This window comes from Deltaproteobacteria bacterium (genome assembly GCA_035063765.1).
GTDB lineage: Bacteria > Myxococcota_A > UBA9160 > UBA9160 > PR03 > CAADGG01.
Genome location: JAPSFT010000018.1, coordinates 33,987 through 60,667 on the forward strand (window position 1 = coordinate 33,987; position 26,681 = coordinate 60,667).

Sequence of the window (26,681 nt, forward strand, 5' to 3'; positions counted from 1 at the left end):
GCCATGCTTGGCACCGGGGCCCAGGGCGTCGTCCGGAACGGGCCGGGCTACATCGGCGGCATGCCGCCCATGCCGCCGGGGCCGCCGTGGGAGTGGCTCTCCTCCTTCGGCTTCTCGGCGATCATCGCCTCGGTGGTCAGCAGCAGCGAGGCCACCGACGCGGCGTTCTGCAGCGCCGAGCGCACCACCTTGGTCGGGTCGATCACGCCGGCCTTCACCAGGTCCTCGTACTCCTCGGTCGCGGCGTTGAAGCCGAAGGCGCCCTTGGCGTTCTTCACCTTCTCCACCACGATCGAGCCGTCGATCCCGGCGTTCTGGCTGATCATGCGCAGCGGCTCCTCGACCGCGCGGCGCACGATGTTGAGCCCCGCCCGCTGCTCCTCGTCGAACTTGCCCTCGAGGTCGCCGAGCGTGGCCTGGGCGCGCAGGAGCGCGACCCCGCCGCCGGGGACGATGCCTTCCTCGACGGCCGCGCGTGTCGCGTGGAGCGCATCCTCGACGCGCGCCTTCTTCTCCTTCATCTCGCTCTCGGTGGCCGCACCGACCTTGATCACCGCGACCCCACCCACGAGCTTCGCGAGCCGCTCCTGGAGCTTCTCCCGGTCGTAGTCCGAGGTCGTCTCCTCGATCTGCTTGCGGATCTCGTTGGTGCGCCCCTCGATGTCCTTGCGGGTGCCGGCGCCGTCGATGATCGTCGTGTTGTCCTTGTCGATGACGATCTTCTTGGCCTTGCCGAGGTCCTTGAGGGTCACGTTCTCGAGCTTGAGGCCGAGCTCCTCGGCGATCACCTGGCCGCCCGTCAGGATGGCCATGTCCTGGAGCATCGCCTTGCGGCGGTCGCCGAAGCCGGGTGCCTTGACGGCAGCGGCGGCCAGCGTGCCGCGGATCTTGTTCACCACGAGCGTCGCGAGCGCCTCGCCCTCGACCTCCTCGGCGACGATCAGCAGCGGCCGGCCCTGGCGGGCCACCTGCTCGAGCACCGGCAGCAGGTCCTTCATGCTCGAGATCTTCTTCTCGTGCAGGAGGATCAGCGGCTCCTCGAGCACCACCTCCATGCGCTCGGGATCGGTCACGAAGTAGGGCGAGAGGTAGCCGCGGTCGAACTGCATGCCCTCGACCACCTCGAGGGTCGAGTCCATCGACTTGGCCTCCTCGACGGTGATCACGCCCTCCTTGCCGACCTTCTCCATCGCCTCGGCGATCATCTTGCCGATCGTCTCGTCGCCGTTGGCCGAGATCGTGCCCACCTGGGCGATCTCGCTCTGGTCGCGGGTCGGCTTCGACATCTTCTTGAGCTCGGCGCTGATCGCCTCGACGCTCTTGTCGATGCCGCGCTTGAGCTCCATCGGGTTCATGCCGGCGACCACGAGCTTGCTGCCCTCGCGGAAGATCGCCTGGGCCAGCACCGTCGCGGTGGTGGTGCCGTCGCCCGCCACGTCCGAGGTCTTCGAGGCCACCTCGCGCACCATCTGCGCGCCCATGTTCTCGAACTTGTCCTCGAACTCGATCTCCTTGGCGACGGTGACGCCGTCCTTGGTGACCGTGGGCGAGCCGAAGCTCTTCTCGATGATGACGTTGCGGCCCTTGGGGCCGAGCGTCACGCGCACCGCGTTCGCGAGCCCGTTCACGCCCGCGAGGATCTTCGCGCGCGCGTCCTGCTCGTAACGGATCTCCTTGGCTGCCATGGTGTGGGGGCCTTCCTACTCGAGGATGGCGAGGACGTCGTCCTCGCGGATGATGATGTGTTCGTCGCCTTCCAGCTTGATCTCGGTGCCGGCGTACTTGCTGAACAGGATCTTGTCGCCCTTCTTCACGGCGAGCTCCTGGAGCTTGCCGTCGTCGAGCACCTTGCCCTTGCCGACGGCCACCACCTTGCCCTCCTGCGGCTTCTCCTTGGCCGTGTCGGGGATGATGATGCCGCCCTTGGTCTTCTGCTCCTCGTCGATGCGCTTGACGAGGATGCGGTCGTGCAGCGGTTGGACCTTCATGGCCTCCTTGTCTCCCGGGCCACCCGAAAGGGGGCCCCAGCTCGGGTCCGAAGTCGCACCCCGCCCGAGAGCCCGGGAGCCGCGCTGCTGCGGGGTCCTTGTCCCGGACGGGGTCCGGTACGGGTCGCGGACGGGGTCGCCGTTGCCGGCGGGTCCTGGCACTCACGCCGGGCGAGTGCCAGCGCGGGCCGAGTCTAACGAGCGGTCCTCCGGCGGGGCAAGGGAGGCTTCGCTAGCTTTCGCCTCGTTTTCGTCGGAGGTGCGATGGCCCTGACCCGCCGCCAGCGCGAGATCTACGACTTCGTGTGCGCGTTCATCGACGAGCAGGGCTACTCGCCGAGCCTCGAGGAGATCGGGGCGCGCTTCGGGCTGTCGTCGGTGGCGACCGTCCACAAGCACGTCCACCAGCTCGTCGGGAAGGGCTGGCTGCGCAAGTCCTGGAACCGCGCGCGCTCGCTCGAGCCGGCCGGCGAGGAGGGGGTTCCCCAGGTGACCCTGCCGCTCCTGGGGACGGTCGCCGCCGGGACTCCGATCGAGCCGATCGAGATCGAGGAGCGCGTCGCCGTACCCGCCGGGCTGGTCCGGCGGCCCGACGCCTGCTTCGCCCTGCGCGTGCGCGGCGACTCGATGATCGACGAGCAGATCCGCGACGGCGACACCGTGGTGGTCGAGCGCCGCGCCGAGGCGCGCGACGGCGACACCGTGGTCGCGGTGCTGCGCGGGGAGGAAGCGACCCTGAAGCGCTTCCAGCGCCGGGGTGCGACGGTGCGGCTGCTCCCGGCCAACGCCCGGATGAAGCCGATCGAGGCGCCTGCCCGCGACGTCGAGATCCGCGGCGTGGTGCGTGCGCTGCTGCGGCGCTACTAGGGTTCCCGTGGACCCCCGAGCCCCGGCCGAGGACCGCCGCGTCCGGCTCACCCGCGCCGTCGACTTCTCCGCGTCGCTCCGCTACGCGCTGCCGGGGTTGTCGGAGGAGGAGAGCCTCGCGCTCTTCGGCCCGGCCGCGCGCCAGCACGGCCACAACTACCGGCTCGAGGTCACGATCGAGGGGACCCCCGACCCCGCCACGGGAATGGTGATCGACCTGAAGGAGCTGAAGGGCGTGCTCGAGCGCGAGATCGTCGCCCGCTTCGACCACCGGGACCTGAACCGCGACACACCGTGGTTCGAGAAGCAGCCGCCGACCCCGGAGCGCTTCGCCCTCGTGATCCACGAGCTGCTGCGCGCGGCGCTCGGCGGGCTCCTCCACGGCCTGCGCCTGCGCCAGGACGACGACCTGTGGGTCGACGTCCGGGCGCCGGAGCCTGTGCCCTGATCGCCTTGACCCGCCGCTACCGCTTTCCCGCTGCCCACGTGCTGCGCAACGAGCGCTTCTCGGAGGCCGAGAACCGCCGGATCTACGGCAAGTGCGCCCACCCGAGCGGCCACGGGCACGACTACGGGCTCGAGGTCACCGTGACCGGCCCGCTCGACCCGCGCACGGGCGCGATCGTGCCCGTGGCGGAGCTCGACGCGCTCGTGCGCGAGCGGGTGCTCGACCGGCTCGGGCACCGGCTCCTGAACGAAGACCCGTGGTTCGCCGTGGCGGTACCGACCGCGGAGAACATCGCGCTCGCCGTGCGCCGGGAGCTCGGCGCGGCGCTGGCCGAGCGCGGGGCGGCGCGGCTCGCGCGCATCCGTCTCGAGGAGACGCGCCGGAACGCCTTCGAATGTGGAGAGGAACCTTGAGCGCAGAGCGGGATCCGATCGAAGGGTTGGTGGCGTCGATGCTCCGGGAGCTCGGAGAGGACCCCGGGCGGGAGGGGCTCCTCCGGACGCCCGGCCGCGTGGCGCGCTCGTGGCGCTTCCTGACCAGCGGCTACGAACAGGACCCGATCGCGATCCTCAACAACGCGGTGTTCGAGGAGGGCTACGACGAGATGGTCCTGGTCAAGGACATCGCGTTCTACAGCCTCTGCGAGCACCACCTGCTGCCGTTCTTCGGGCGCGTGCACGTCGCCTACATCCCGGACGGCCGGATCGTCGGGCTCTCGAAGCTGCCGCGCATGGTCGGGATGTTCGCGCGGCGGCTGCAGGTGCAGGAGCGGCTCACGACCGACATCGCGAGCGCGCTCGAGACGGTGCTGCGGCCGAAGGGGATCGCGGTCGTCGCCGAGGCGATCCACCTCTGCATGATGATGCGGGGCGTGGAGCAGCAGAACGCCTTTGCCATCACGAGCTCCCTGCGGGGAGTGTTCTCGGACGATCCCAAGACCCGCGCGGAGTTCATGGAGCTGATCCGCCACAACAAACAGGCCTTCGCGTAGCAGCCTCCCGGAATGGGATCCCCTAGGGGTAATCGTCTATCCGCGACTGGGGAATTCGTTGACGCGCGGTGTAAATTCGTGCTTGCCAAAGATCGGATCGCAACTATCATGCGCCCCGCGCCCAGGGTGGTTGGAGACGCTGGACTTCCGACTAGATCGGCCGGATCGAGCGACCGGCGGCGCCGGTTGCGAGGTGTGACGCACGAGGTGTGATCGCCGAATCGGCTTTCGACTCGGCGCGTCAGAGGAGGGTCCTCGAGGGGGGCCTTCGAGGCAGGGTCGGTCGGCAGATCGACGTCGATGCGATCCGTCCTCGCGCGAGCGAGACCGCCCACCTAGTCAGATGAGCCCATGCCGCGCGGCATCGACCGACGCCACGTGGTGACACCATCGGCCTGCACCTCGGCCCCGTCCGGGACAGACCCGGCGCAGGCGCGAAGGCGGGACCGGAGCTTCCGGCGGCGAACGAGGGACGCCGGAGCGTCGAACTCGGAGGAATCGAAGGGAAATGAACGCGCAGCGGACGCCGCGCAAAGGACTCGGTGGTGCCATCAAGCAGCGCCGCCAGACGAAGGCCCGGGATGAGCTCGGGGCCGAGACGGACTTCAGCGCCATCGCCACCGTCGATCAACTGGTCGCGCACGCGGCCCGTTGGACCGTGGCGCGCGCCGGGGAAGACGTGCGCGATCGCGAGCGCAGCGCGCTCGTCTCGTACTTCCGCGACATCGCGTCGATCCCGACGCTGACCAAGGACCACGAGGTCCTGCTCGCCAAGGAGATCGAGGCGTCGACGCTGGCCTTCCGCCAGGGCATGCGCTCGATCCCGATGGTCGCGGACGAGGTGATCGGGATCTGGCGCGAGCTGAAGGCCGAGGAGCGCGTGACCGGCAAGATGTCGGAGTCCTTCGGCTCCGGCTCGCCGGACGGCGAGGACCTCACGGCCAAGGTCGACGAGGCGCTGGCACGCGTCGAGAAGCTGCTCGGGCAGCGGCAGGCCACCGTCGGCACCGGCGGGCGCCGCAGCAAGGAGGCCGCGGCGGCGCTGGAGCGGCTCGACCGCAAGCTCGGCCGCGCGCTCGACGATGCCGACCTGTCGATGCAGATCCTGGGCCGGATCCGGCTCCGCCTGCTCGAGGTCCGGCGCGAGCTGCAGCGCGCGCAGCGTGACCTCGCATCGGCCGAGGCCCGCAAGGGCGCCGATCGCGCCCAGCGGGTGAGGGCTGCGCGCGAGCGACTTGCGGCGCTCGAGGTCCAGGTCGGTGTGGAGGCGGAGCCGTTCCTGCAGCGCATGCGCGGGATCGAGGACTCCTGGCATCGCCTCATGGAGGTGAAGAACACCTTCGTGCAGCACAACCTGAAGCTGGTGGTCGCGATCGCGAAGGACTTCCGGAACATGGGGATCACCTTCCAGGACCTGATCCAGGAGGGGAACCTCGGGCTGATCCGGGCCGTCGAGAAGTTCGACTACCACCGCGGCCACAAGTTCTCGACCTACGCCGTGTGGTGGATCCGCCAGGCCTTCATCCGGGCGATCCAGAACCACTCGCGCACGATCCGGATCCCGAGCCACGTGCACGACACGCTGCTCAAGTACCACCGCGCGTACGCGGAGCTCGAGACCCGCCTCGGCCGCGAGCCGACGCCGGTCGACCTGGCCAAGGCGCTGAAGACCACCGCCGACCAGATCGAGCAGCTCCAGCGCATGACCCGCGAGCCGGTGAGCCTGGAGGCGGAGGTCCGCGGGACCGACACCAAGCAGGTCAAGGACTACGTGAAGGACCCCGACGCGGTGTCGCCGATGGAGGGGCTCGACCACGTGCGCCTGGAGCGCGAGACCGCCGACGGGATCGCGCTGCTCTCTTCCCGCGAGCAGAACATCCTGCGCTGGCGATTCGGCATGAGCGGCGAGAAGGAGCACACGCTCGAGGAGATCGGCGCCAAGCTCGGACTGTCGCGCGAGCGCGTGCGCCAGCTCGAGGCACGCGCGCTGGCCAAGCTGCGCGCGTCCGAGCAGGGCGAGCGCCTGCGCTCGTTCGTCACGCCCGACGCCGCTGCCTAGCGAGGTCGCCGGCGCTTGGCATCCGGAGAGCGGGAGAGCGCGGGCGCGCCCTTCCGCTCTCCGCTGGCGCTCGGATCCGGGCTCCGGCTGCGGCGCAGGCGCCTCCGTCCCGCCGGCTGCGCCCGGGCCGGCGTGAGCCCGGCACGCCGGGCGGGAGATGCGGGGTAGAGTTCCGCGCGATGCCTGCTCCCGCCCGCCCCGCCCAGCCGCTGGTCTCCGTGGTCGTACCCGTGCTCGACGAGGAGGACTGCGTCGTCGAGCTCGCCCGCCGCGTGCGGGCAGGGTGGGAGAGCGCCGGCGTGCGCGGCGAGCTGCTCTTCGTCGACGACGGCAGCCGCGATGCGACACCCGCGCGCCTCGCGGCGCTGCGCGCAGCCGACGCCGACGTCAAGACGATCCGCTTCACCCGCTCCTTCGGCCACCAGGCCGCGCTCAGCGCCGGGCTACGCTTCGCGCGCGGGGACGCCGTCGTGACGCTCGATGGGGACCTCCAGCATCCACCCGAGCGGATCCCCGCGCTGGTCGAGGCCTGGCGCGCCGGGGCGGACGTGGTGCAGGCGGTGCGACGGGCCCAGGAGGAGCGCCCGCCGGGCTGGAAGGAGCGGGCGAGCCGCTCCTTCTACGGCCTCATGAACCGGGTCAGCCGCACGCCGATCGTGCCCTCCGGCGCCGACTTCCGGTTGCTCGACCGGCGTGTGGTGGACGCGCTGCTCGGCCTCGAGGAGCACTTCGTGTTCATGCGCGGCCTCGTGCCGTGGCTGGGCTTCGCCGAGGCGCGCGTCTGGTACGAGGAGCAGGCTCGCTTCGCGGGCCGCAGCAAATACCGGCTGCGGCCCATGCTGCGCCTCGCGCTCGACGGCCTGGTCTCGTTCTCGGTGCTGCCGCTGCGCGCGATCGGGATGCTCGGCGCCGCGACCGCCGTGCTGGGCCTGCTCTTCGGGCTCTTCGCCCTCGTGGCCCACGCCACCGGCCGGGTCGAAGCCAGCGGCTGGACGTCGCTGGTGGTGCTGGTGCTGGTCTTCGGCGGCGTGCAGCTGCTCTCGCTCGGTGTGGTGAGCGAGTACGTGGGGCGCATCTACGAGGAGGTCAAGCACCGGCCCCGCTACGTGATCGACCGGGTCGAGGGCGTGGAGTGGCCGTGAGCTGTCCGGTATGCCGTGCGCCGGGGGCGGCGCCACGGCTGCGCAAGGACGGGATCGAGATCCTCTCCTGCGCCGCGTGTGGCACCGGCTTCTGGCAGCCGGGCCCCGACTTCGACCCGGGCGCCCTCTATGGCGCCCGCTACTTCGAGGGAGCGGACCACGCCGCCGGCTACGACGACTACGCCTCGCTCGAGGGCGCCCTGCGGGCGACCTTCGCACGGCGGCTGGGTGCGCTCGGCCCGCCCGGGCGGCCGGGCGCGCGGCTGCTCGACCTCGGGCCGGCCTACGGCTTCGCGGTGGCGGAGGCGCGCCGCGCCGGCTGGTGCGCGGTGGGGCTCGAGCTCTCGCTCGCGGCGGCGGCCCGGGCCGCGCCGGTGACGGGCCCCGGCGGCATCGCGGTGGGAAATGCGCAGCGCGCACCGTTTCGCGATGGCAGCTTCGACGCGGTGACGCTCTGGGACGTACTCGAGCACCTCGCGGCACCCCATGCGGCGATCGCCGAGGTGGCGCGCGTGCTGCGCCCGGGCGGCCGGCTCGCCCTCACCACCGGTGACGTCGGAAGCCTCGTCGCACGGGTGTCCGGCCGGCGCTGGCACCTCTACACGCTGCCCGAGCACCTCTTCTTCTACAGCCGTGACGGGCTGCGCAGGCTGCTCGCCGCCCACGGCCTGCGCGTGATCGGGATGCGTGCCGAGGGCGCGCGCTACCCGATCGGCTACCTGGTGGAGCGGCTGCGCAAGTCGCTGCTCGGGCGTACGGCGCAGCGCCCGCTGCGCTTCCCCGGCGCCGGGCTCTCCCTGCCGGTGAACCTCTTCGACGTCGTCACGGTGCACGCCGAGCGCGAGGCGGCATGAGGCGCGCCCTGGCGACGATCGTGGTGGGCGCGCTCGCCGCCGGTCTCTGGCTCGTGGGCGCCACCACCCCTTCGAGCCCGGAGCTCGAGGCCGAGCGGCCGCCGCTCGTCTATGACTTCTTCTCGTACTACCGCCCGAATGCGGTCTACGCGGCCGCCCGGCTGCAGGCCGGCGAGCTGCCGCTCTGGAATCCCTACCAGCAGCTGGGCGGCCCGTTTCTCGCGACGCTCCAGGCCGGTGTCCTCTACCCGCCGAACGCGCTCCATCTGGTTCTCCCGTCACAGGGCGCCTTCACGTGGCTCGCCGCCGCGCATCTGGCGCTGGCAGCGGTGGGTGCGCTCGTGCTGGCGCGCGCGTGCGGCGCCGGACCGTGGGGCGCTGCCAGCGCGGGGCTGCTCCACGCGGGCTCGCTCCAGCTCTGGTCGTCGATGTGGACGCCGCCGACGCTCTACACCGCCGCGTGGATGCCCGTGGTGCTCGCTGCCACCCTGCGCGTGGCCGAGCGGCCCTCGCCCGGGCGCGCCGCCGGCTTCGCGCTCGCCCTCGCGATGCAGGTCCTGGTGGGTTGGCCCTACACCGTCGCGATGACCGCGCTGGTCGGCACGGCCCTCGCCGGCGCCGTTCTGGGGGCCCGGGCCTGGCGGGAGCGGCGGCTCCCGGCGTCTGCGCTGGCCGCCCTGGCGGGCGGGGCGCTCGCCGCCGCCGGGCTCGCTGCCCCGCAGCTCGCGCCCTCGCTCGAGCTCCTGGCGCACAGCGCCCGCGCTCCCGGCACCCTCGATCCGGCGACCGCTGGTGCGGAGCTGGCGACGCACGACCCCGGGCCCGTCCTGCAACACCTGCTCGCGAGCGGGACCAGCGCCGTCACTCCCGGTCTGGCGGCGCCGGTGCTGGCGCTGGCGGCGGTGGTCCTGGCCGGCCCGGGCCGGGGGCGCGCGGCGGTCCTCCTGCTCGCCGGACTGGCGGGGCTCGCCGCGTCCTTCCCGGGCCACCTGCCGGTGTACGACGCCCTGCGCGGGCTGCCGCTGCTCGGCGACTTCCGCTTCCCGTTCCGCTACCGGCTCGTGACGAGTCTGGCCCTGGCGGTGTGCGCGGGGGTCGGGATCTCGCGGCTCGTCGCTCGTGCCGGCCGTGTGCGCCGGGTTGCCGCCGCCGGCCTGTGCGCCGCCGCCGTGCTCGTCGAGGCTGCCCCGATGCTGCGCGCCTACGCCGCTCCGACGCGTCGCTTCCCGCGCCGCGAGGCGCCCCCTCCCGAGCGCCTCGGGCCGCTGCTCGCGGTGGTCGAGAAGCCCGAGCACGCCGCGAGCCGCAGCCTGTGGCTCGGCTTCGGCACCGACCGCCTGGGCCAGGCGGCGGGGATCCGCGTGCTCCAGGACCTCGAGCCGCTCTCGCTCGCGACGACGAGCCGCTTCGTGCAGTTCCTCGGGACCGGCGACGCCGGCGTCGTGGCGGGCGACCCCGGCGTGGTGCGGCCCGTCTTCGGTGCCCCGTACGCGGGTACCCCCCGGCTGCCGGCGACACCCGAACGGGCCGCGTTGCTCGATCTCCTGGCGGTCCGCTTCGCGGTGCTGGCCCGGCCGCCCGCCTGGCTCGAGGCGGACTGGCGGCTGGTGCCGGCGGGGACTCGCGCACCGCGCCTGTTCGAGAACCCCCACGCCCTGGCGCGCGCCTGGCGCGCCGCGTGGGCCGAGGCCGAGCCTCCCGACCCGCAGGCTGCGCTCGAGCGCCTGCTCGCACCGGACTTCGACCTGCGCACCACCGTGTTGCTCGATCCCTTCCCCGCGCTAGGGACCGCGGGGTCGGCGCGAGACGGCCCGGACCCGAGCGGCTGGGCCCGCATCGAGCGGGACGATCCCGAGCGCGTCGTCGTGCGCACCCGCGGTCGCGCGGCAGGGATCCTCGTGCTGGCTGACGCCTGGTTTCCGGGCTGGCAGGTCACCGTGGATGGCGAAACCGCCGAGGTCCTGCGTGCCGACACCGCGCTGCGTGGGGTGCAGGTGCCCGCGGGCGAGAGCGTGGTCGAGTGGCGCTACCGACCGCGCTCGTTCCGGCTCGGTGTCGCTGCGGGGGCGGTAGCGGGGCTCGCCCTCGCGGCGGCGCTCGCGGTCGCGAGCCGGCGCTAACCACCCGCGGCGGCCGGCCTCGCGATCAGCCGGTCTCGGTCGCTCCCGGCTGCAGCAGGGGCGACAGGTCGACCCGCAGGCGGCCCTCCTCCTGGAGGCGCTTGCGGGCGGCCTCGAGCCAGGCATTGCGGGCCTCGGCGCGCAGCGCGTCGCGCAGCCGCTCGCGCTCGGCGGGCAGGTCGGTGGCCAGCTCCTCGGGCGTGGGCGTGCGCCGCTCGAGCAGCTCGACCATCACCTTCCTGTCTCCGCTCTCGAAGACGCGCGGCGAGGTCGGCTGCTCGGAGGTCAGCGCGAAGGCTGCCACCACGAGCTCCGGGGCGGCGCCGACCCCGGGGACGAAGCCGTCGGGGTGGCGCGTGATCCAGTCGGTGCGCTGGATCTCGATCCCGAGCTCGCGCGCGGCGTCGACGAGCGTCTGGCCGCCCCGCACCGCCTCCGCGAGCGCGGTGGCCTGCTCCCCGACGAGCTCGCGCGCGCGGTCCTCGCGGACCAGTCCCTCGGCGATCTCGCGCGCCGCGTCGTCGAAGCTGCGCTCCTCGGCCGCCTTGCGCTCCTCGACGCGGATCACGTGGAAGCCGAAGTCGGTCTTCACGACCTCGCTGACCGTCCCCGGCTCGAGCGAGAAGGCCACCTCCTCGAACGGGGGCACCATCTGCCCGCGGGCGAAGAAGCCGAGGTCGCCGCCCTGGCTCTTCGAGCCCGGGTCCTCGCTGAGCTCGCTCGCGACGGCGGCGAAATCCTCGCCGCCCCGGATCCGTGCGAGCGCGGCCTCCGCGCGCGCGCGCACGGCCGCGACCTCCTCCTCGCTGGCGCCGGGTGCGACGCGCAGCAGCAGGTGGCGCGCACGCACCCGCTCGGGCTGCTTGTAGCGCTCGGGATGCTCGTCGTAGAACGCGTGCACGCGCGGAGCCTCGCCCGCGAGCAGGGCCTCGACCGGGGCATCCTCCACCTCGACCTCGGCGGAGGGCTTCGCGGGGTCCAGGACCACCAGGGCGAGCTTCACGGCCTCGCGCTGGTAGCGGAGCGCGTCGCGCACCTCGGCGTCCGAGACCTCGACCCCGGCGTCGATCAGCTGGAGCAGCTTGGTGGTGAGGATGTCGTCGCGGATCTCGCTCGCGAAGCGCCGCTCGCTTCCGAACCGCCGCTCGCCGAACTCGCGGGCAGCGGCCGCGTCGATCGTCCCCTCGGGCGTCGGGAAGATCCTGCGGAGGATGTGCCGGATCTCGTCGTCGGTGGCGCGCAGGCCGAGCTGCTCGGCCTCGCTGGCCAGGACCGCGCGCTGGATCAGCGACTCGGCCGCCATCTGGTCGAGGTAGGCGCCGGCGCCGGCGGCGTCGAAGGCGTCGCCGAGGCTCTCGCGCAGGCGGGCCTCCTGCTGCTCGCGCGAGCGCTGGACGTCCTGGAGCGTGTAGCGGCGGCCGTCGAGCTCGACGACCGCGCCCGAGGAGGGGCCCGACGCCATCGGCCCGCCGAGCCCGAGGTAGGCCACGAACACGCCGCCGACCAGGAAGACCACCGCTCCCATGAGCCAGCGTTGGCTGCGGCGCAGCGCCTCGAGCATCCCGGACTCCTTTCGTCGCCTCGATCCCCCGGCTTCGACGGGCCGCGGAGCCTAGGTGTGCGGATCGCTGCGGGCAAGCAGCCTCGACGCCCCCGCGCCCGTCCTCGCGCGCGCCGGGCGTGCGGGCGGTTGCTCTTCGGGGGGCGCGGCTGTTAGCATTGCCGGCGGCTCCCCCCCTCCCTCCAAAGGATCCGTGAATTCCAGCACTTAGGGGTCGAGCTTCAGGAGTGCCCCGCCCTGCCGAACGGCGTTCCACTCCCGGCGGCCACATGGAGTAATCCCACTTGCTGAACCGCATCCTCGGCTGGTTCTCGAGCGACCTCGCGATCGATCTCGGCACCGCGAACACCCTGGTCTACGCGAAGGGCAAGGGCATCGTGGTCTCGGAGCCGAGCGTCGTGGCCGTCACCAAGGACGGTCGCGGCCCCGACAAGGTGCGGGCGGTGGGACGCGAGGCGAAGGAGATGCTCGGCCGCACGCCGGGCAACATCGTCGCGATCCGCCCGATGAAGGACGGGGTCATCGCCGACTTCGAGATCACCGAGGCGATGCTCCGCTACTTCATCATGCGCGTGCACAACCGCTCGACGCTGGTGCGGCCGCGGATCGTGGTGGCGGTGCCCTCGGGCATCACCGAGGTGGAGAAGCGCGCGGTGCGCGAGTCGGCGATGTCGGCAGGCGCGCGCGAGGTGTACCTGATCGAGGAGCCGATGGCGGCCGCGATCGGAGCCGGGCTCCCGGTCACGGAGCCGTCGGGGAACATGATCGTCGACATCGGCGGCGGCACCACCGAGGTGGCCGTGCTGTCGCTCTCGGGCATCGTCTACTCGAACTCGACGCGCGTGGGCGGCGACAAGATGGACGAGGCGATCATCAACTACGTGAAGCGCAAGTACAACCTGCTGATCGGCGAGCGCACGGCCGAGCTGGTCAAGGTGACGATCGGCACGGCCTTCCCGATCGACGCGATCCAGAGCATGGAGATCAAGGGTCGCGACCTGGTGGCCGGCGTGCCCAAGACCCTCGAGCTCAAGAGCGACGAGATCTGCGAGGCGCTCGCGGAGCCCGTCAACACCGTCGTCGAGAGCGTCAAGATCGCCCTCGAGTCGACCCCGCCGGAGCTGTCGGCCGACATCGTGGACAAGGGCATCGTGATGACCGGTGGCGGGGCGCTGCTCGCCAACCTGGACCTCCTGCTGCGGGAGGCCACGGGGCTGCCCGTGATGCTGGCCGAGGATCCGCTCACGGCCGTGGTGCTGGGCACCGGCCGCTGTCTCGACGAGCTCGAGCTGCTTCGCGAAGTCGCAGTGCGTTCGTGACGGGCCGCACCGCGGCGCTGCGCTCCGGTTCCGACGAAGGAGGGCACGGCGCCGTGGAAGGCGGGCAGGGCGCCACGACGAGGCCCTCCGACGACAAGAGCGGTCCAGAAGGCCCGAGGTCGTCCGATGCTCCGCGTCCTGCTCGAGCGCCTGCGCGTCCCGCTGCTCCTGGCGCTGCTCGTCGGCCTCGCGCTCCTGGCCATCGCCTCCGACCGCCGGGCGCTGGCACGCGGCGCGCGGGATCCGGGCTGGCTCGGGGGCTTCTTCATCGAGGTGGCCGCGCCGATCCAGAAGGCGCTGTCGGCGCCGGTCGACGGCGTCCGTGGCGCGTGGGGCGACTACGTGGCGCTGCTCGAGGTGCGCGACGAGAACCGGGAGCTGCACGAGCGCGTGGCGCAGCTCCAGGAGGAGAACCTCCAGTTCCGGGAGGCGCTGGTGGAGAGCGGGCGCCTGCGGACGATCGCCGAGATGCGCAGCGCGATCGAGGTGCCGATGCGGCCCGCGCAGGTGGTCGGCACCGACGTGTCGCCCTGGTTCCACTCGGTGCTGATCGACCGCGGGCGCAGCGACGGCGTGCGGGCCGGCATGCCGGTCGTCACCGAGACCGGGGTGGTCGGGATCGCGACGGCGACTTCGCGCAACGCCGGCCGCGTGCTGCTCCTGGTCGACGCGCAGAGCTCGGTCGACGGGATCGTGCAGCGCAGCCGCGCGCGCGGGATCGTGAAGGGCACCGGCGGTGACGGCCTCGAGTTCGAATTCTTCGTGCGCGGCGACGACGTCCAGGTGGGCGACCTCGTGATCACCTCGGGCTTCGGTGGCGCCTACCCGAAGGGGCTGCGGGTGGGCGAGGTGGTCGAGGTGCAGGCGGATCCCGCGGCGTTCGTGCATCGGGCGGTGTTGAAGCCGGCGGTCGACTTCGGGCGCCTCGAGCAGGTCTTCGTCCTGCTCTGGCGCGGGCCCACGCTCGAGCTGCTCTACGAGGGCGAGGGCGACCTGCCGGACCGCGACGAAGCGGCCGCGCCGGAGCCGAGGCCGGGCTCGTGAGAAGGATCATGCTGGCGGCATGGGCGCTCGCCCTCGCGGGCCTGTGGATCGTAGGCGGCCTGGCCGAGTGGGTGCCGCGCGGCTGGCTGCCGGACCCGTCGCTGCTGGTCGCCGTCGCGCTGGGCCTGCGCGTGCCGGGAGCGCCCGGGCTGGTCACGGCCTGGGTGGTGGGGTGGAGCGCGGACCTGCTCTCGGCGGGCCCGCTCGGCCAGCACGCGCTGCTCGACATGGGCGCGTGGCTGCTCACCCGCGCCGCGGCCCGGCGCGTGGACCTCGCGCGCGCGGTGGTGCTCGTGCCCTTCGTGGTCGGCCTGACGGCGGCGCACGTCGTCGGCGAGTGGCTGCTCGGCGGCGTGCCGGAGCCGGGGCGCGCCGCGCTCGGCATCGCGATCCCGCACGCCACCGCCAACGCCGCCGCCGCCCTCGCGGTGCGCCGGCTCTTCGATGCCGTGCTCGGCCGGGTCGATCCCGAGGATCCCGTCCACGGTGCCTTCCGCATCGAGGCGGGGCCGGGCCTGCGATGAGCCAGTTCGGCCCCGGCGGCGGGAGCGACCCGACCCTCGAGCGCGGCCTGCGCCTGCTCGCCGCGGGCATGGCGGCCGCCTTCTCGATCTTCCTGCTGCGGCTCGTGCAGCTCCAGGTCGTGCAGGGCGAGGAGCACCTCGAGCGCTCGCAGCGCAACTCGATCCGCACCGAGCGCCTCACCGCGCCGCGCGGCGAGATCGTCGATCGCAAGGGGCGCCTGCTCGCGACGACGCGGCCCGCCTTCCATCTCGAGGTCGTGCCCAGCGAGCTGCGTGACCCGCCGCGCACGCTGGCGGTCCTGGCCCGCCTGCTCGGCGACGAGCCCGAGCGCCTGCGCGAGAGCTACGGGGATCCGCGCGGCCGGGCGCGCTTCCAGCCGCTGCGCCTGTCCGACGACCTCGACTTCGAGCGGCTGGCGCGCGTGGAGTCGCACCGCCATGCGTTGCCCGGGGTGCTGACCGAGGTGCGGCCCTACCGGCAGTACCCGCACGGTCCGCTCGCCGCGCACCTGCTCGGCTCGCTCGGCGAGGTGAGCCCGGGCCAGCTCGAGAGCGAGCGCTTCGAGGACTACCGGCCGGGTGACGTGGTCGGGAAGTCGGGCGTCGAGGCCCTGCTCGAGCCCTTCCTGCGCGGGCGCGCGGGCGGCCGCAACGTCCTGGTGGACGTGGCGGGCCGCGAGGTCGAGGTGCTGGACCGCGTGGAGGCGCGCCCGGGCGCGCGCGTCGTCCTGGCGCTCGACCTCGACCTGCAGCGCACCGCCGAGGAGGCGCTCGCCGCGGCCGCGCCGCCGGAGGAGCCGGTCTCGGGCGCCGTGGTCGCCCTCGATCCACGCGACGGCGGCGTGCTGGCGATGGCGTCGCTCCCTTCGTACGACCCGAACGCCTTCTCGGGGCGGATCGACGCCGCCTTGTGGCGGCAGCTCACCAGTGACCCGATGAAGCCGCTCCAGAACCGCGCGCTCTCGGGGCAGTATCCGCCCGGGTCCACCTACAAGGCGTTCGTTGCCGCCGCGGCGCTCGAGGAGGGGCTGCGGCTTCCGAAGACCACCGTCTTCTGTCCGGGCGGCTTCGCCTTCGGCAACCGCACCTACCGCTGCTGGAAGCGCGGCGGACACGGGACGGTCGACCTGCGGCGCTCGCTCATGCAGTCCTGCGACGTGTACTACTACCGGGCGGGTCTCGATCTCGGGATCGACCGGCTGGCCGAGTACGCCAAGGCCTTCGGGCTCGGAGCGGTCACGGGTATCGGGCTCGAGGGAGAGCAGCCGGGTCTCGTGCCGAGCAGCGCGTGGAAGGAGCGGCGCTTCGGCCAGGAGTGGATGCCGGGCGAGACCGTGTCGGCCGCGATCGGGCAGGGCTACAACCTGCTGACGCCGCTCCAGCTCGCCGTGTCGTATGCCGCCATCGCCAACGGCGGCCACGTCCTGCGGCCGCGGCTGGTTCTCGAGGTGGTGGAGCCGGGCGGCGTCCACGTGCCGCAGCCGCCGCACGAGATCCGTCGCGTGCCTGTGTCGGATGAGAACCTCGCACTGGTTCGCGACGGGCTGCACGCCGTGGTCGACGCGCCGGGCGGCACCGGCCGGCGCGCGCAGGTCCCGGGGCTCGCGGTGGCCGGCAAGACCGGCACCGCGCAGGTCGTCCGCCTCGAGAAGACCGCCGGGAAGACGGGGCTCGCGATCCCGCGGCCGTACCGCGACCATGCCTGGTTCGCCTCCTTCGCGCCGGCCGAGGCGCCCGAGATCGTGGTCGCGGTACTGGTGGAGCACGGCGGGGGAGGAGGCGCCAACGCAGCGCCGATCGCCCAGAAGGTCCTGCAGCGCTGGTGGGACGACAAGAACGGCCGGCCGCCGCCGGCGCCCGAGGAGCCGGCCGTGACGGCCGCCCGGGGGGCCGGATGACCCGCATCGAGCGCCGCATGGCGCAGCACTACGAGTGGTGGCTGCTCGGCCTCGTCTGCCTCCTGCTCGGCCTCGGCCTCGCCAACCTGATCTCCGCCACCCACGCGGGCAGCGAGGGGCTGCTCTCGCCGAACGTGATCCGCCAGCTCGTCGCGCTCGGCCTCGGCGCGGCCCTCCTGGTCGCGACCCTGCTCGTCGACTACCGGCACCTCGAGCGCTGGGGCTGGTTCGTGTACGCGGGGACCTTGCTGCTGCTGGCGTCGACGCTCGTGCTCGCGCCGGTGACCCGCGGCAACCAGAGCTGGCTCGTCTTCGGCCCGTTGCGCCTGCAGCCCTCCGAGTTCGCCAAGCTGGGCCTGGTGGTGGCGCTGGCCCGCTTCTTCCACCGCAACCCACCCGCGGAGATCCGGCGCCTGCGCGACCTCTGGCGCCCGGGGCTGATCCTCGCGGGCCCGGTCGGGCTGATCGTGCTCCAGCGCGACATGGGCGTGGCCGTGCTGACGCTCCTGATCGGCGCGACCTACCTGCTCTTCGTTCGCATCCCGGCGCGTGCCTGGCTGGCCGTGGCAGGCACCGGCCTCGCGGTGCTGGCCGCGATCTGGATGTTCGGCCTCGAGCCCTACCAGAAGAGCCGCATCCTCGACGTGCTCGACCCCGCACGCGACCCGCTGGCCTCGGGCTACCAGGCGAACCAGTCGCGGATCGCGATCGGCTCGGGCGGGCTCGCGGGCAAGGGCTGGCTGCACGGCTCCCAGACGCAGCTGCGCTTCCTGCCCACCCAGCACACCGACTTCATCTTCTCGGTGCTGGCCGAGGAGTGGGGGCTGCTCGGGGCCGCGGTGGTGCTCGTCCTCTACTTCGTGGTCTTGATCTGGGGCTTGTTCATCGCGCGTGGCTCGAAGGACCGCTTCGGGGCGCTGCTGGCGGTGGGGATCGTCGCGATCCTGTTCTGGCCGGCGGTCGTGAACCTGGCGATGGTGGTGGGGCTCGGCCCCGTGATCGGCGTGCCGCTGCCGTTCTTCTCGTACGGCGGCTCGGCGATGATGGCGGCGCTGGCTGCGGTGGGCCTGCTCCTCAACGTGTCCTTGCGGCGCTACATGTTCTGAGATGTCGGAACCGCGGCGCAAGCGAAACCTCCCGCGCATCGGCGCCTTCTTCGACATGGACAAGACGCTGATCGCCGAGAACTCCGGCTCGCTGTACATGAAGTACCGCTACGAGCGGGGCGAGGTCGACGGCTGGGACCTCGCCAAGGGCCTCTACGCCTACCTGCGCTACAAGGCCGGCATCCTCGACATCCGCGCCTTCACGCAGGCTGCGATGGTGGAGTTCCGCGGCCAGTCGGAGCGCCGGCTGCTGCGCGAAGCGCGCGCGTTCGTGGAGAAGATGGTGGTCCCCACCCTCTATCCGGCGGCGATCGAGAGGATCCGCTGGCACCAGTCCCAGGGACACGTGGTCGCGATCGTGTCGGGCGCCACGAAGTTCGTCGTGCGGCCGCTCGCCGAGCAGCTCGGGATCCGCCACTACCTCTACACGCGCCTCGAGGTCGAGCACGGCCGCTTCACCGGCCGCGTGATCGACCCGATCTGCTTCGAGGAGGGAAAGATCTACTGGCTCCAGCAGCTCGTCGACGAGAAGGGGATCGAGCTCGCCAAGAGCTGGTTCTACACCGACTCGATCACCGACCTGCCGCTCCTGGAGCTGGTCGGGCATCCGGTGGCGGTGAACCCCGACCCCTTCCTGTACCGGACCGCGCGGCGGCGCTGCTGGCCCGTCGACTTCTTCGAGCCCCCTACGCAATCAGCTTCTTCGCCATCTCCTCGAACGCCGCCTTCCGCTGCGCCCCGGTGATCTGCTCGACGACCTGGCCGCCGCGGAAGGCGAGGATCGTCGGGATCGCGCGCACGCCGTAGCGCGCGGGCGTGGACTGGTTCTCGTCCACGTTCATCTTGACCACCTTGATCCGGCCCTCGTAGGTCGCGGCGAGCTCGGCGATGACGGGCGCGATCTGCCGGCACGGCGCGCACCACTCCGCCCAGAAGTCCACGATCGCGGGCAGCTCGGAGCGCAGGATCTCGGCTTCGAAGCTCTGGTCCGTGACGTCGTCGATCGAGGCCATTCGCTGGTGTCTCCTTGGGATGCGGGCGGTGTCGGACGCGGGGCCCGAAGCGGGCCGGCTGCCGGCCGTGGCTCGGATTCCAGGGGCGCGACGCGGCATGATAGCAGCCGCGCGTGCGCGCCCCGCGCCCTCGCGTTGACGCTGTCGCGCGCCCCCCCTATGTTGCTCGTCGCTCGCATCCCCTTGGAATCTCGGAGTTTTTCATGCGCGAGAGCCGCTCGGACCGGGACCCCGCGAGCCGCGTGCGCGTGCTCCTCGAGGAGGGCGCGCGCATCCAGAGCGCGATCGCCGCGGGGCAGGCCGAGGCGATCGCGAAGGCCGCCAGCATCGTCGAGGAAGCGTTTCGCGCGGGGGGCAGGGTGCTGCTCTTCGGAAACGGCGGCTCGGCGACCGACGCCCTCCACATCGCGGCGGAATGGAGCGGCCGGCTCGGCCGGGTCCGTCCCGGCCTGCCGGCGCTCGCGCTCGCCGCGAATCCCGCGGAGCTGACCGCGATCGCCAACGACGACGGCTTCGAGCGCGTCTTCGAGCGGCTGGTGGAGGCCCACGGCCGGGCCGGCGACGTCGCGCTCGCGCTCTCGACCTCGGGCGACTCGCCGAACGTGCTGGCCGGCGTCGACCGGGCGCGTGCCAACGGGCTGCGCACGCTCGCGCTGACGGGCAAGGGCGGAGGGAAGCTCGCGGGGCGCGTCGAGCTCGCGATCGTCGTCCCGTCCGACGACACGCAGCGGATCCAGGAGGCGCACATCGCGATCGGGCACGCGCTCGCGGAGCTGGTCGAGGATGCGCTCTTCCCGGTGCGCTGAGGGTCGCGTCGTGCCGCCGCGCCAGCCGCCCCGCATCGATCGCGCGCGCGTGCGCACGATCCCGGCCCGCCGCCGCCCGAGCAAGGTGCGCCGGCGCGACGAGGCGCGGCCGCACCGGCCGGGCGCCTCCTTCGCGGACTTCCTCGACGGCCTTCCCGATCTGCTCGGCGCCGCGGACCTGCGCGAGGTGATCGATGCGGCGGTGCGTGCTCGCGCGCGCGGCCGCACGATCCTGTGGGGCCTCGGCGCGCACGTGATCAAGGTGGGGCTCGCGCCGGTGGTCGTGGACCTCGTCGAGCGCGGCTTCGTGAGCGGGATCCTCATGAACGGCGCCGGTTGTGTCCACGACCTCGAGCTGGCGGCGATGGGCGCCACCAGCGAGGACGTGGCACCGGCGCTCGACGACGGCAGCTTCGGGATGGCGCGCGAGACGGCGCGGGAGCTGAACGAGGCGATCGCCCGTGGCGCCGCGGAGGGGCTCGGCATGGGTGCGGCGGTCGGGCGTGCGATCCTGGCCGGCCGCTATCGCCACAAGGAACGCTCGATCCTCGCCGCCGCTGCGCGGCAGGGCGTGCCCGTCACCGTGCATGCCGCGATCGGCACCGACGTCCATCACATGCACCCGAGCGCCGACGGCGCGGCGCTCGGTGCCACCAGCCATCGCGACTTCGAGACCCTGGCGGGCCTCGTCGCGACGCTCGAGGGCGGCGTCTACCTGAACGTCGGCTCGGCGGTGATCCTGCCCGAGGTGTTCCTGAAGGCGCTCGCGCTCGCGCGCAACCTGGGCCACCGCGTGCGCCGCTTCACCACCGTGAACCTCGACTTCCTGCGCCACTATCGGCCGACCGTGAACGTGGTCGAGCGCCCGACGCGGCTCGGCGGGCGTGGGATCTCGATCGTCGGCCAGCACGAGATCCTGCTGCCGCTGCTGGCCGCCGGCCTCGTCGAGCGGGCCGAGGGCGGGCGATGAGGGGACGGATCACCTTCCGCGCCGGCGACCCGGCGCTCGAATCCGCCGACGTGATCGTGGACGCGACCACGGTGGCGCTCGTGTGCGACGCCGGGCGCGAGGCGCTCGAAGCGTCGCTGCGCGGCGCGTGGCGCCAGGCGCTGGCGGGCGCGGCGGCGCGCGGCGCGCGCACGATCGTGGTGCCTGCACTGGGCGCCGGTGCCGGCCTGCCCCTGCAGCGGGTGGCGGAGCTGCTGCTCGAGGAGGCACGGGCGCACCTGGCCGGGGAGGGTGCGATCGAGGAGATCCGTTTCGTGCTCGCGAGCGAGCCCGCGCTGCGCGTGTTCGAGTCCGTGCAGGACGGCTTCCGGATCGCCGAGCAGGTGCGAAGGGGGTTGCCCTGATGGCGGTCCTGCTGCACCAGCTCGCTGCCGTCCTGTACCTGGTCGCGACGCTCGGCACCGCGCTCGGCCTCGCACTGCCCGACGCCCGGCTGGCACGGCTCGCGGTGTGGGTCCTCGCGATCGGCGCGCTCGTGCACCTCGTGGGCTTCGTCGGGCTGCACTGGCTCGACCCGCCCCCCGCGCTCACGACGCTCGCCGCGGCGGTCTCCTGGATGGCCTGGCTCGGCGTGGTGTTCGCGCTGGTGCTGCTGCGCCGTGGCCGGCTCGAGAGCCTGGCGGGCCTCACCGCCCCCTTTGCCTTCGCGGCCACGCTCTACGCGGCTGCGGGCCTGCCGGGCGTGACGCCGGCGAGCCCTCCCGGCGCGGGCGGCTGGCCGCACCTGCACGTGATCCTGGCCAGCGCCGGCCTGTCCCTCCTCGGTGTCGCAGGCGTCGCGGGGGTGCTGTTCCTCGTCGGGAACCGCCAGCTCAAGGCCAAGCGCGGCGGCTCGCTGCTGCGCTCGCTGCCCTCGCTCGAGGCGCTCGACCGCGTCAACGTCGTGGCGCTCGCGCTCGGCTTCCCGCTCCTCACGCTCGGCGTCGTCGCCGGGATGATCTGGACCCACGCCCTCACCGGCCACACCTGGGACGGCAGCGCTCATGCGCTCTGGACCGCGATCGGCTGGGCGGTCTACCTGGGCCTCGTGCTGGCGCGTTTCGCGATGGGCTGGCGTGGCCGCGAGGCGGCCGTCGCCGCCACGGCCGGCTTCGCGTTCCTGTTCTTCGCGGTGATCGGCGTGGAGGCGATCCTGTGAAGATCCTGCTGGCCGGGATGAACCACCGCACCGCGCCGATCGAGGTGCGCGAGCGCTTCGTGGTGGACGAGACCGGGCCGTGGCTCGCCAAGCTGGTGGCCGGGGAGGAGATCGAGGAGGCGGTGCTGCTCTCCACCTGCAACCGGGTCGAGGTGATCGTCACCACGCGGCGGCTCGAGGCCGCGCGCCACCGGCTGCGCAGCTTCTTCCTGCGCGATCTCGGCCGCGGCGAGCCCCTGCCCGAGCACCTCTCCTCGCACGCGGTCCTCTACGAGCACGTCGACACCGACGCGGTCCGGCACCTGCTGCGCGTGGCGGCGTCGATTGACTCGCTGGTGGTGGGCGAGCCGCAGATCCTCGGGCAGGTGAAGGACGCCTACCGGGTGGCCGCGGAGTGCGGCGCGAGCGGGCCCGTGCTCTCGCGCCTGTTCGCCGCGGCCTTCGCCGCTGCGAAGCGGGTGCGGAGCGAGACCCGCATCGCCGAGCGGCCGGTCTCGGTGGCGCGGATCGCCGTCGATCTCGCGAGCCAGATCTTCGAGACGCTGGCGGACAAGCGGGCGCTGCTGGTGGGCGCCGGCGACATGATCGAGATGGCGCTCGAGGCGCTGCGCGGGGCGGGTCTGGCCGGCATCGCGGTCGCGAACCGCACGCCCGCGCACGCGGCGGAGCTGGCAGGGCGCTTCGGTGCCTCCGCCCACGGTCTCGACGAGCTGCCGGCGCTGGTGGCGGGCGCCGACGTCGTGCTCACCTGCTTCGCCGCCGACCGGCCGCTGCTCGACGTGCCGCTCTTCGAGGAGGCGCTGCGGGTCCGGCGCCGCCGCCCGATCTTCGTCATCGACATCGGCGTGCCACGCAACGTCGATGCGGGCGTGAACGACCTCGACGACGTGTACCTCTACGACCTCGACGACCTCGGCGGTGTCGCGGAGGCCAACGCCGAGGAGCGCCGACGCGAGACGGTGCGGGCCGAGGGGATCGTGCAGGAGGAGGTCGACCGCTTCGGCGGCTGGCTCACGGCGCTGGCCGCCGTGCCGACGATCCGCCGCCTGCGCGGCCGCGCCGAGGCGGTGCGCGAGGCGGAGCTTGCTCGCTGGGTGGCGCGTGCCGCACCCGACGAGGAGGCGCGCCGGGCGGTCGAGGCGCTGACGCGAGCGATCGTGAACAAGGTGCTGCATGCGCCGGTCTCGCGGCTGCGCGCGCAGGCCGAGCGCGAGGAGGGGCTCGCCTACCTCCAGGCCGCGCGCGTGCTCTTCGCCCTGGACGACCCCTCGGCGCCGGGCGCCGAGGCCGACCTGGACGACGGCCCGCCGCCCGATCCGGGGGACGAGCCCGGGCCCGGCCGGGCATGAAGCCGCTGCGCATCGCGACGCGCGCGAGCCAGCTCGCGCTGACGCAGACCGGCTGGGTCGCGCGCCGCATCGAGGAGCGGCTCGGCGTCGCGACCGAGCTCGTGCCGCTGCGCACCACCGGCGACCGGCTCGCCGGCGTGTCGCTCGCGAAGGTCGGCGGCAAGGGCCTGTTCGTGAAGGAGCTCGAGGAGGCGCTCCTCGACGGGCGCGCCGACCTGGCGGTGCACAGCGCCAAGGACCTGCCGGCCCGCCTGCCGGAGGGGCTCGCGCTCGTGGCCTTCCCCGAGCGCGCCGACCCGCGGGACGCGCTCGCGGCCGGCGGGCGCTTCGCGAGCGTGGCGGCGCTCCCGGCCGGCGCGCGGGTCGGCACGGGCAGCGCGCGACGCGCGGCACAGCTCCGGGCCTGGCGGCCGGAGCTCGAGATCGTGCCGCTGCGCGGCAACGTCCCGACCCGCCTCGAGCAGGTTGCCGGCGGCCGCCTCGACGCGGTGATCCTCGCCTGCGCCGGGCTCGAGCGGCTCGGGCTCGCCGACCGCATCGACGAGCGCATTGCGCCCGAGCGCCTGCTGCCGGCGATCGGGCAGGGTGTCCTCGCGATCGAGGCGCGGGCCGGGGGCGCCCTGGCCGGCGAGCTCGCAGCGCTAAGCGATCCCGCCAGCGCGCGCGCGCTCGCGGCCGAGCGCGCGCTGCTCGCCCGGCTCGAAGGCGACTGCAACGTTCCGCTCGCGGGCCATGCGCAGCCGCTCCCCGGCGGCCGGCTCCGGCTGCGCGCGCTGGTGGCGGCGCCCGAGGGTGCGCCCATCGTGCGCGCGGAGGGCGAGGGCGAGGAGCCGGAGGCGCTCGGGCGCCGCGTCGCGGACGCACTGCTCGCGGCCGGGGCGGAGGCGATCCTCGCCGCCTGCCGCGAGCCGGGAGCGGGGGGATGAGCAGTGGCCGCGTGCTGCTGGTCGGGGCCGGCCCCGGCGCCCCGGACCTGATCACGGTACGCGGCGCCGAAGCCTTGCGCGGCGCCGACGTCGTCGTCTACGACACGCTGGTCGCGCGCGAGCTGCTGGCCCTGGCGCCCGCCGGCGCCGAGCGGGTCGACGTCGGCAAGCGCGGGCACGAGGACCCGATCCGGAGCCAGGAGGAGATCCAGGCGCTGCTGGTCTCGCGCGCCCGCGCGGGCCGGGTGGTGGTGCGGCTCAAGGGCGGGGACCCGTTCGTCTTCGGCCGTGGCGCCGAGGAGGCGAGCGCCTGCCGGGCCGCGGGCGTACCCTTCGAGGTGATCCCCGGCGTGACCTCGGCCCTGTGCGCTCCCTCCTTTGCCGGCATCCCCGTCACCGACCGGCGTCACGGGTCCTCGTTCGCGGTGGTGACTGGCCACAAGGACGCCACCCGGCCCTGGACCGCGATCCGCTGGGACCGGCTCGCGACTGCGGTGGACACCCTCGTCGTGCTGATGGGCATGCGCAACCTCGAGACGATCGTGGAGACGCTGATCACGGAAGGACGCGATGCGAGCACGCCCGCCGCGGTGGTGATGGAGGCGGCGACCGCGCGGCAGCGCGTCGTGACCGCCCCGCTCGGCGAGCTCGCCCCGCGCGTGCGCGCGGCCGGGCTGTCGGCGCCGGCCGTGGTCGTGATCGGGGAGGTCGTGCGGCTGCGCGAGGAGCTCGCCTGGTTCGAGGACGCGCCGCTCTTCGGCCGCCGCGTGCTGGTGACGCGGCCCGCCGGGCAGGCCGGCGGCCTGGCCGCCCTCCTGCGCGCGGCGGGCGCCGAGCCGGTGTGCGTCCCGATGCTGCGCGTGCTCGCGACGCCGGACGGGGAGGGCGTGGCCGACGCGCTGGCCGCGCTCGCCCGCTACGACGCGCTCCTGTTCACGAGCGCGAACGCGGCTCGCCTCTTCGCGGCGCGGCTCGTCGCGGCAGGCCGTGAGCCGGCGCGCGCGCCGCGCGCGATCTGCGTGGGCACCGCCACCGCCGGAGCGGCGCGCCGCGTGGGCTTCCCCCGAGCGGAGGTCCCCGGCGAGCGCTTCGACGCCGTCTCGCTCCTGGCGGCGCTGCGCGGCGAGGCGGCGGGCCGCCGCTACCTCTTCGTGCGCGGCGCGTCCGCCCGCAGCCTGCTGCCCGACGGGCTCCGCGCGGCGGGCGCGCAGGTGGACGAGGCGGTGATCTATCGCACCGCGCCCGCCGAGGTGGACGCGCCGGCCCTGCGCGGAGCGCTCGTGCGCGGCGAGCTCGACGCCCTGACCTTCACGAGCCCCGAGACGGCGCGCCGCTTCGTCGCGCTCCTCGACGAGCCGGCACGCCGTGCGGCGGCGGGCCTGCGGATCGGGGCGATCGGCGGGCCGACCGCGGAAGCGCTGCGGGAGTGCGGCCTGCCGCCGCAGGTCGAGGCCGCGCGGGCCGAGATGCGGGCGCTCGTGGACGCGCTGGCCGAGGACTTCGCCGGCCGGCGCGCCGGAGGGCACGAAACGGGAGATCGGCGATGAGCTTTCCCTCCGTCCGGATGCGACGCCTGCGCCGCAGCGAATCGCTGCGCCGGCTGGCGCGCGAGACGCGCCTCGGCCGCGACGACCTCGTGCTGCCGCTCTTCGCGGTGGAGGGCCGGGGCGTGCGCGAGCCGGTCGCCTCGATGCCCGGCGTCGAGCGGCTCTCCGCCGACCTGCTGGGCGAGGAGTGCAAGCGCGTAGCCGACCTCGGCATTCCGGCGGTGATCCTGTTCGGGATCCCGGCGGCGAAGGACGCGCGCGGCTCGGGCGCGGACGACCCGCTCGGGATCGTGCAGCGTGCCGTCGCGGCCGCCAAGCGCGCGGTGCCCGAGCTGTGCGTGATCACCGACGTCTGCCTGTGCGAGTACACCGACCACGGCCACTGCGGCGTGCTCGAGGGCGAGGAGGTCGCGAACGACCCGAGCCTCGAACGGCTCGCCGCGACCGCGCTCTCGCACGCCCGCGCCGGCGCCGACGTGGTGGCGCCCTCGGACATGATGGACGGACGGGTGGCGGCGATCCGGCGCGTCCTCGACGCGGGCGGCTTCGCGGACGTGCCGATCCTCGCCTACGCGGCCAAGTACGCAAGCGCCTTCTACGGCCCGTTCCGCGAGGCCGCCGAGAGCACGCCGGCCTTCGGGGACCGACGCGGCTACCAGATGGATCCACCGAACCGCCGCGAGGCGCTGCGCGAGATGGCGCTCGATCTCGAGGAGGGCGCCGACGTCCTGATGGTGAAGCCCGCGCTGCCCTATCTCGACGTGCTGGCAGAGGCGCGCCGTCGCTTCGACGTACCGCTCGCCGCGTACCACGTCTCGGGTGAGTACGCGATGCTGATGGCAGCAGCAGCCCGCGGCTGGCTCGACGGCCCGCGCGCAATGCTGGAGACGCTGGTCGCGATCAAGCGCGCCGGCGCGGACTTCATCCTGACCTACGCCGCGCGCGAGATCGCCGCGCGGCTCACGCCCTGAG

General features: G+C 73.5%; 26 protein-coding genes. 22 read left to right on the forward strand and 4 right to left on the reverse strand.

Going from position 1 to position 26,681, the window contains the following annotated elements:
• Positions 1-47 precede the first annotated feature (47 nt).
• Complete coding sequence (gene groL, locus OZ948_14035) at positions 48-1,685, reverse strand: chaperonin GroEL (GenBank protein ID MEB2345846.1); 1,638 nt, start codon at positions 1,683-1,685, stop codon at positions 48-50.
• Between the two features lie 15 nt (positions 1,686-1,700).
• Positions 1,701-1,988, reverse strand: a complete 288-nt coding sequence (gene groES / locus OZ948_14040) for a co-chaperone GroES (protein ID MEB2345847.1) — start codon at positions 1,986-1,988, stop codon at positions 1,701-1,703.
• Positions 1,989-2,252: 264 nt separating this feature from the next.
• Between groES and lexA the strand changes: the two genes are divergently transcribed.
• From lexA to OZ948_14080, 8 genes are all read left to right on the forward strand, one after another.
• Positions 2,253-2,855: a transcriptional repressor LexA gene (gene lexA, locus OZ948_14045; GenBank protein MEB2345848.1), complete on the forward strand. Its 603-nt coding sequence runs from the start codon at positions 2,253-2,255 to the stop codon at positions 2,853-2,855.
• 7 nt (positions 2,856-2,862) lie between these two features.
• A complete protein-coding gene (locus OZ948_14050; GenBank protein MEB2345849.1) occupies positions 2,863-3,303 on the forward strand; it encodes a 6-carboxytetrahydropterin synthase in 441 nt (146 codons plus the stop codon).
• A 5-nt stretch (positions 3,304-3,308) separates the two neighbouring features.
• Complete coding sequence (locus tag OZ948_14055) at positions 3,309-3,716, forward strand: 6-carboxytetrahydropterin synthase (protein MEB2345850.1); 408 nt, start codon at positions 3,309-3,311, stop codon at positions 3,714-3,716.
• Positions 3,713-4,294, forward strand: coding sequence for a GTP cyclohydrolase I FolE (gene folE / locus OZ948_14060; protein ID MEB2345851.1), 582 nt, complete (start codon positions 3,713-3,715; stop codon positions 4,292-4,294). Before OZ948_14055 ends, folE begins: the two co-directional genes overlap by 4 nt.
• A gap of 508 nt (positions 4,295-4,802) precedes the next feature.
• The gene (locus tag OZ948_14065) at positions 4,803-6,353 is read left to right on the forward strand and encodes an RNA polymerase sigma factor RpoD/SigA (protein MEB2345852.1); all 1,551 of its coding nucleotides are present in this window, start codon (positions 4,803-4,805) and stop codon (positions 6,351-6,353) included.
• 179 nt (positions 6,354-6,532) lie between these two features.
• Entirely contained in the window at positions 6,533-7,495 is a 963-nt protein-coding gene (locus OZ948_14070) for a glycosyltransferase family 2 protein (GenBank protein ID MEB2345853.1), read from the forward strand.
• Positions 7,492-8,349: a class I SAM-dependent methyltransferase gene (locus OZ948_14075; protein ID MEB2345854.1), complete on the forward strand. Its 858-nt coding sequence runs from the start codon at positions 7,492-7,494 to the stop codon at positions 8,347-8,349. The genes OZ948_14070 and OZ948_14075 overlap by 4 nt, the downstream gene beginning before the upstream one ends.
• Complete coding sequence (locus tag OZ948_14080) at positions 8,346-10,469, forward strand: hypothetical protein (GenBank protein ID MEB2345855.1); 2,124 nt, start codon at positions 8,346-8,348, stop codon at positions 10,467-10,469. The genes OZ948_14075 and OZ948_14080 overlap by 4 nt, the downstream gene beginning before the upstream one ends.
• 25 nt (positions 10,470-10,494) lie before the next feature.
• Here OZ948_14080 and OZ948_14085 read toward each other — a convergent pair whose 3' ends face one another.
• A complete protein-coding gene (locus tag OZ948_14085) occupies positions 10,495-12,030 on the reverse strand; it encodes a peptidylprolyl isomerase (GenBank protein ID MEB2345856.1) in 1,536 nt (511 codons plus the stop codon).
• A gap of 284 nt (positions 12,031-12,314) precedes the next feature.
• Between OZ948_14085 and OZ948_14090 the strand changes: the two genes are divergently transcribed.
• The 6 genes from OZ948_14090 (at position 12,315) to OZ948_14115 (ending at position 18,666) form a co-directional block, all read left to right on the forward strand.
• On the forward strand, positions 12,315-13,349 hold the full coding sequence (locus tag OZ948_14090; GenBank protein MEB2345857.1) for a rod shape-determining protein: 1,035 nt from the start codon (positions 12,315-12,317) through the stop codon (positions 13,347-13,349).
• Between the two features lie 126 nt (positions 13,350-13,475).
• On the forward strand, positions 13,476-14,393 hold the full coding sequence (gene mreC / locus OZ948_14095) for a rod shape-determining protein MreC (GenBank protein ID MEB2345858.1): 918 nt from the start codon (positions 13,476-13,478) through the stop codon (positions 14,391-14,393).
• Between the two features lie 8 nt (positions 14,394-14,401).
• A complete protein-coding gene (locus tag OZ948_14100) occupies positions 14,402-14,917 on the forward strand; it encodes a hypothetical protein (protein ID MEB2345859.1) in 516 nt (171 codons plus the stop codon).
• Complete coding sequence (mrdA, locus tag OZ948_14105; GenBank protein MEB2345860.1) at positions 14,914-16,815, forward strand: penicillin-binding protein 2; 1,902 nt, start codon at positions 14,914-14,916, stop codon at positions 16,813-16,815. The genes OZ948_14100 and mrdA overlap by 4 nt, the downstream gene beginning before the upstream one ends.
• Complete coding sequence (gene rodA, locus OZ948_14110; GenBank protein MEB2345861.1) at positions 16,812-17,921, forward strand: rod shape-determining protein RodA; 1,110 nt, start codon at positions 16,812-16,814, stop codon at positions 17,919-17,921. Before mrdA ends, rodA begins: the two co-directional genes overlap by 4 nt.
• Position 17,922: 1 nt before the next feature.
• Positions 17,923-18,666, forward strand: a complete 744-nt coding sequence (locus tag OZ948_14115) for an HAD-IB family hydrolase (protein MEB2345862.1) — start codon at positions 17,923-17,925, stop codon at positions 18,664-18,666.
• Here OZ948_14115 and trxA read toward each other — a convergent pair.
• Positions 18,608-18,934, reverse strand: a complete 327-nt coding sequence (gene trxA / locus OZ948_14120) for a thioredoxin (GenBank protein ID MEB2345863.1) — start codon at positions 18,932-18,934, stop codon at positions 18,608-18,610. The genes OZ948_14115 and trxA overlap by 59 nt on opposite strands.
• A gap of 203 nt (positions 18,935-19,137) precedes the next feature.
• Here trxA and OZ948_14125 point away from each other — a divergent pair, with 203 nt between their 5' ends.
• Genes OZ948_14125 through hemB form a run of 8 tightly spaced genes read left to right on the forward strand, consistent with a single transcriptional unit; the run spans position 19,138 to position 26,680 of the window.
• Positions 19,138-19,740 carry an SIS domain-containing protein gene (locus tag OZ948_14125; protein MEB2345864.1) on the forward strand — a complete coding sequence of 201 codons (603 nt, stop codon included), beginning with the start codon at positions 19,138-19,140 and terminating at the stop codon, positions 19,738-19,740.
• A gap of 10 nt (positions 19,741-19,750) precedes the next feature.
• Positions 19,751-20,710, forward strand: a complete 960-nt coding sequence (locus tag OZ948_14130; GenBank protein MEB2345865.1) for a hypothetical protein — start codon at positions 19,751-19,753, stop codon at positions 20,708-20,710.
• Positions 20,707-21,093: a hypothetical protein gene (locus tag OZ948_14135; GenBank protein ID MEB2345866.1), complete on the forward strand. Its 387-nt coding sequence runs from the start codon at positions 20,707-20,709 to the stop codon at positions 21,091-21,093. The genes OZ948_14130 and OZ948_14135 overlap by 4 nt, the downstream gene beginning before the upstream one ends.
• Positions 21,093-21,887 (forward strand): cytochrome c biogenesis protein CcsA, encoded by a 795-nt coding sequence (gene ccsA, locus OZ948_14140; GenBank protein MEB2345867.1) that lies wholly within the window; start codon positions 21,093-21,095, stop codon positions 21,885-21,887. The genes OZ948_14135 and ccsA overlap by 1 nt, the downstream gene beginning before the upstream one ends.
• The gene (gene hemA, locus OZ948_14145) at positions 21,884-23,236 is read left to right on the forward strand and encodes a glutamyl-tRNA reductase (GenBank protein MEB2345868.1); all 1,353 of its coding nucleotides are present in this window, start codon (positions 21,884-21,886) and stop codon (positions 23,234-23,236) included. The genes ccsA and hemA overlap by 4 nt, the downstream gene beginning before the upstream one ends.
• Entirely contained in the window at positions 23,233-24,162 is a 930-nt protein-coding gene (gene hemC, locus OZ948_14150) for a hydroxymethylbilane synthase (GenBank protein MEB2345869.1), read from the forward strand. The genes hemA and hemC overlap by 4 nt, the downstream gene beginning before the upstream one ends.
• Positions 24,159-25,709 carry a uroporphyrinogen-III C-methyltransferase gene (gene cobA / locus OZ948_14155; protein MEB2345870.1) on the forward strand — a complete coding sequence of 517 codons (1,551 nt, stop codon included), beginning with the start codon at positions 24,159-24,161 and terminating at the stop codon, positions 25,707-25,709. The genes hemC and cobA overlap by 4 nt, the downstream gene beginning before the upstream one ends.
• A complete protein-coding gene (gene hemB / locus OZ948_14160; protein ID MEB2345871.1) occupies positions 25,706-26,680 on the forward strand; it encodes a porphobilinogen synthase in 975 nt (324 codons plus the stop codon). The genes cobA and hemB overlap by 4 nt, the downstream gene beginning before the upstream one ends.
• Position 26,681: the final 1 nt, after the last annotated feature.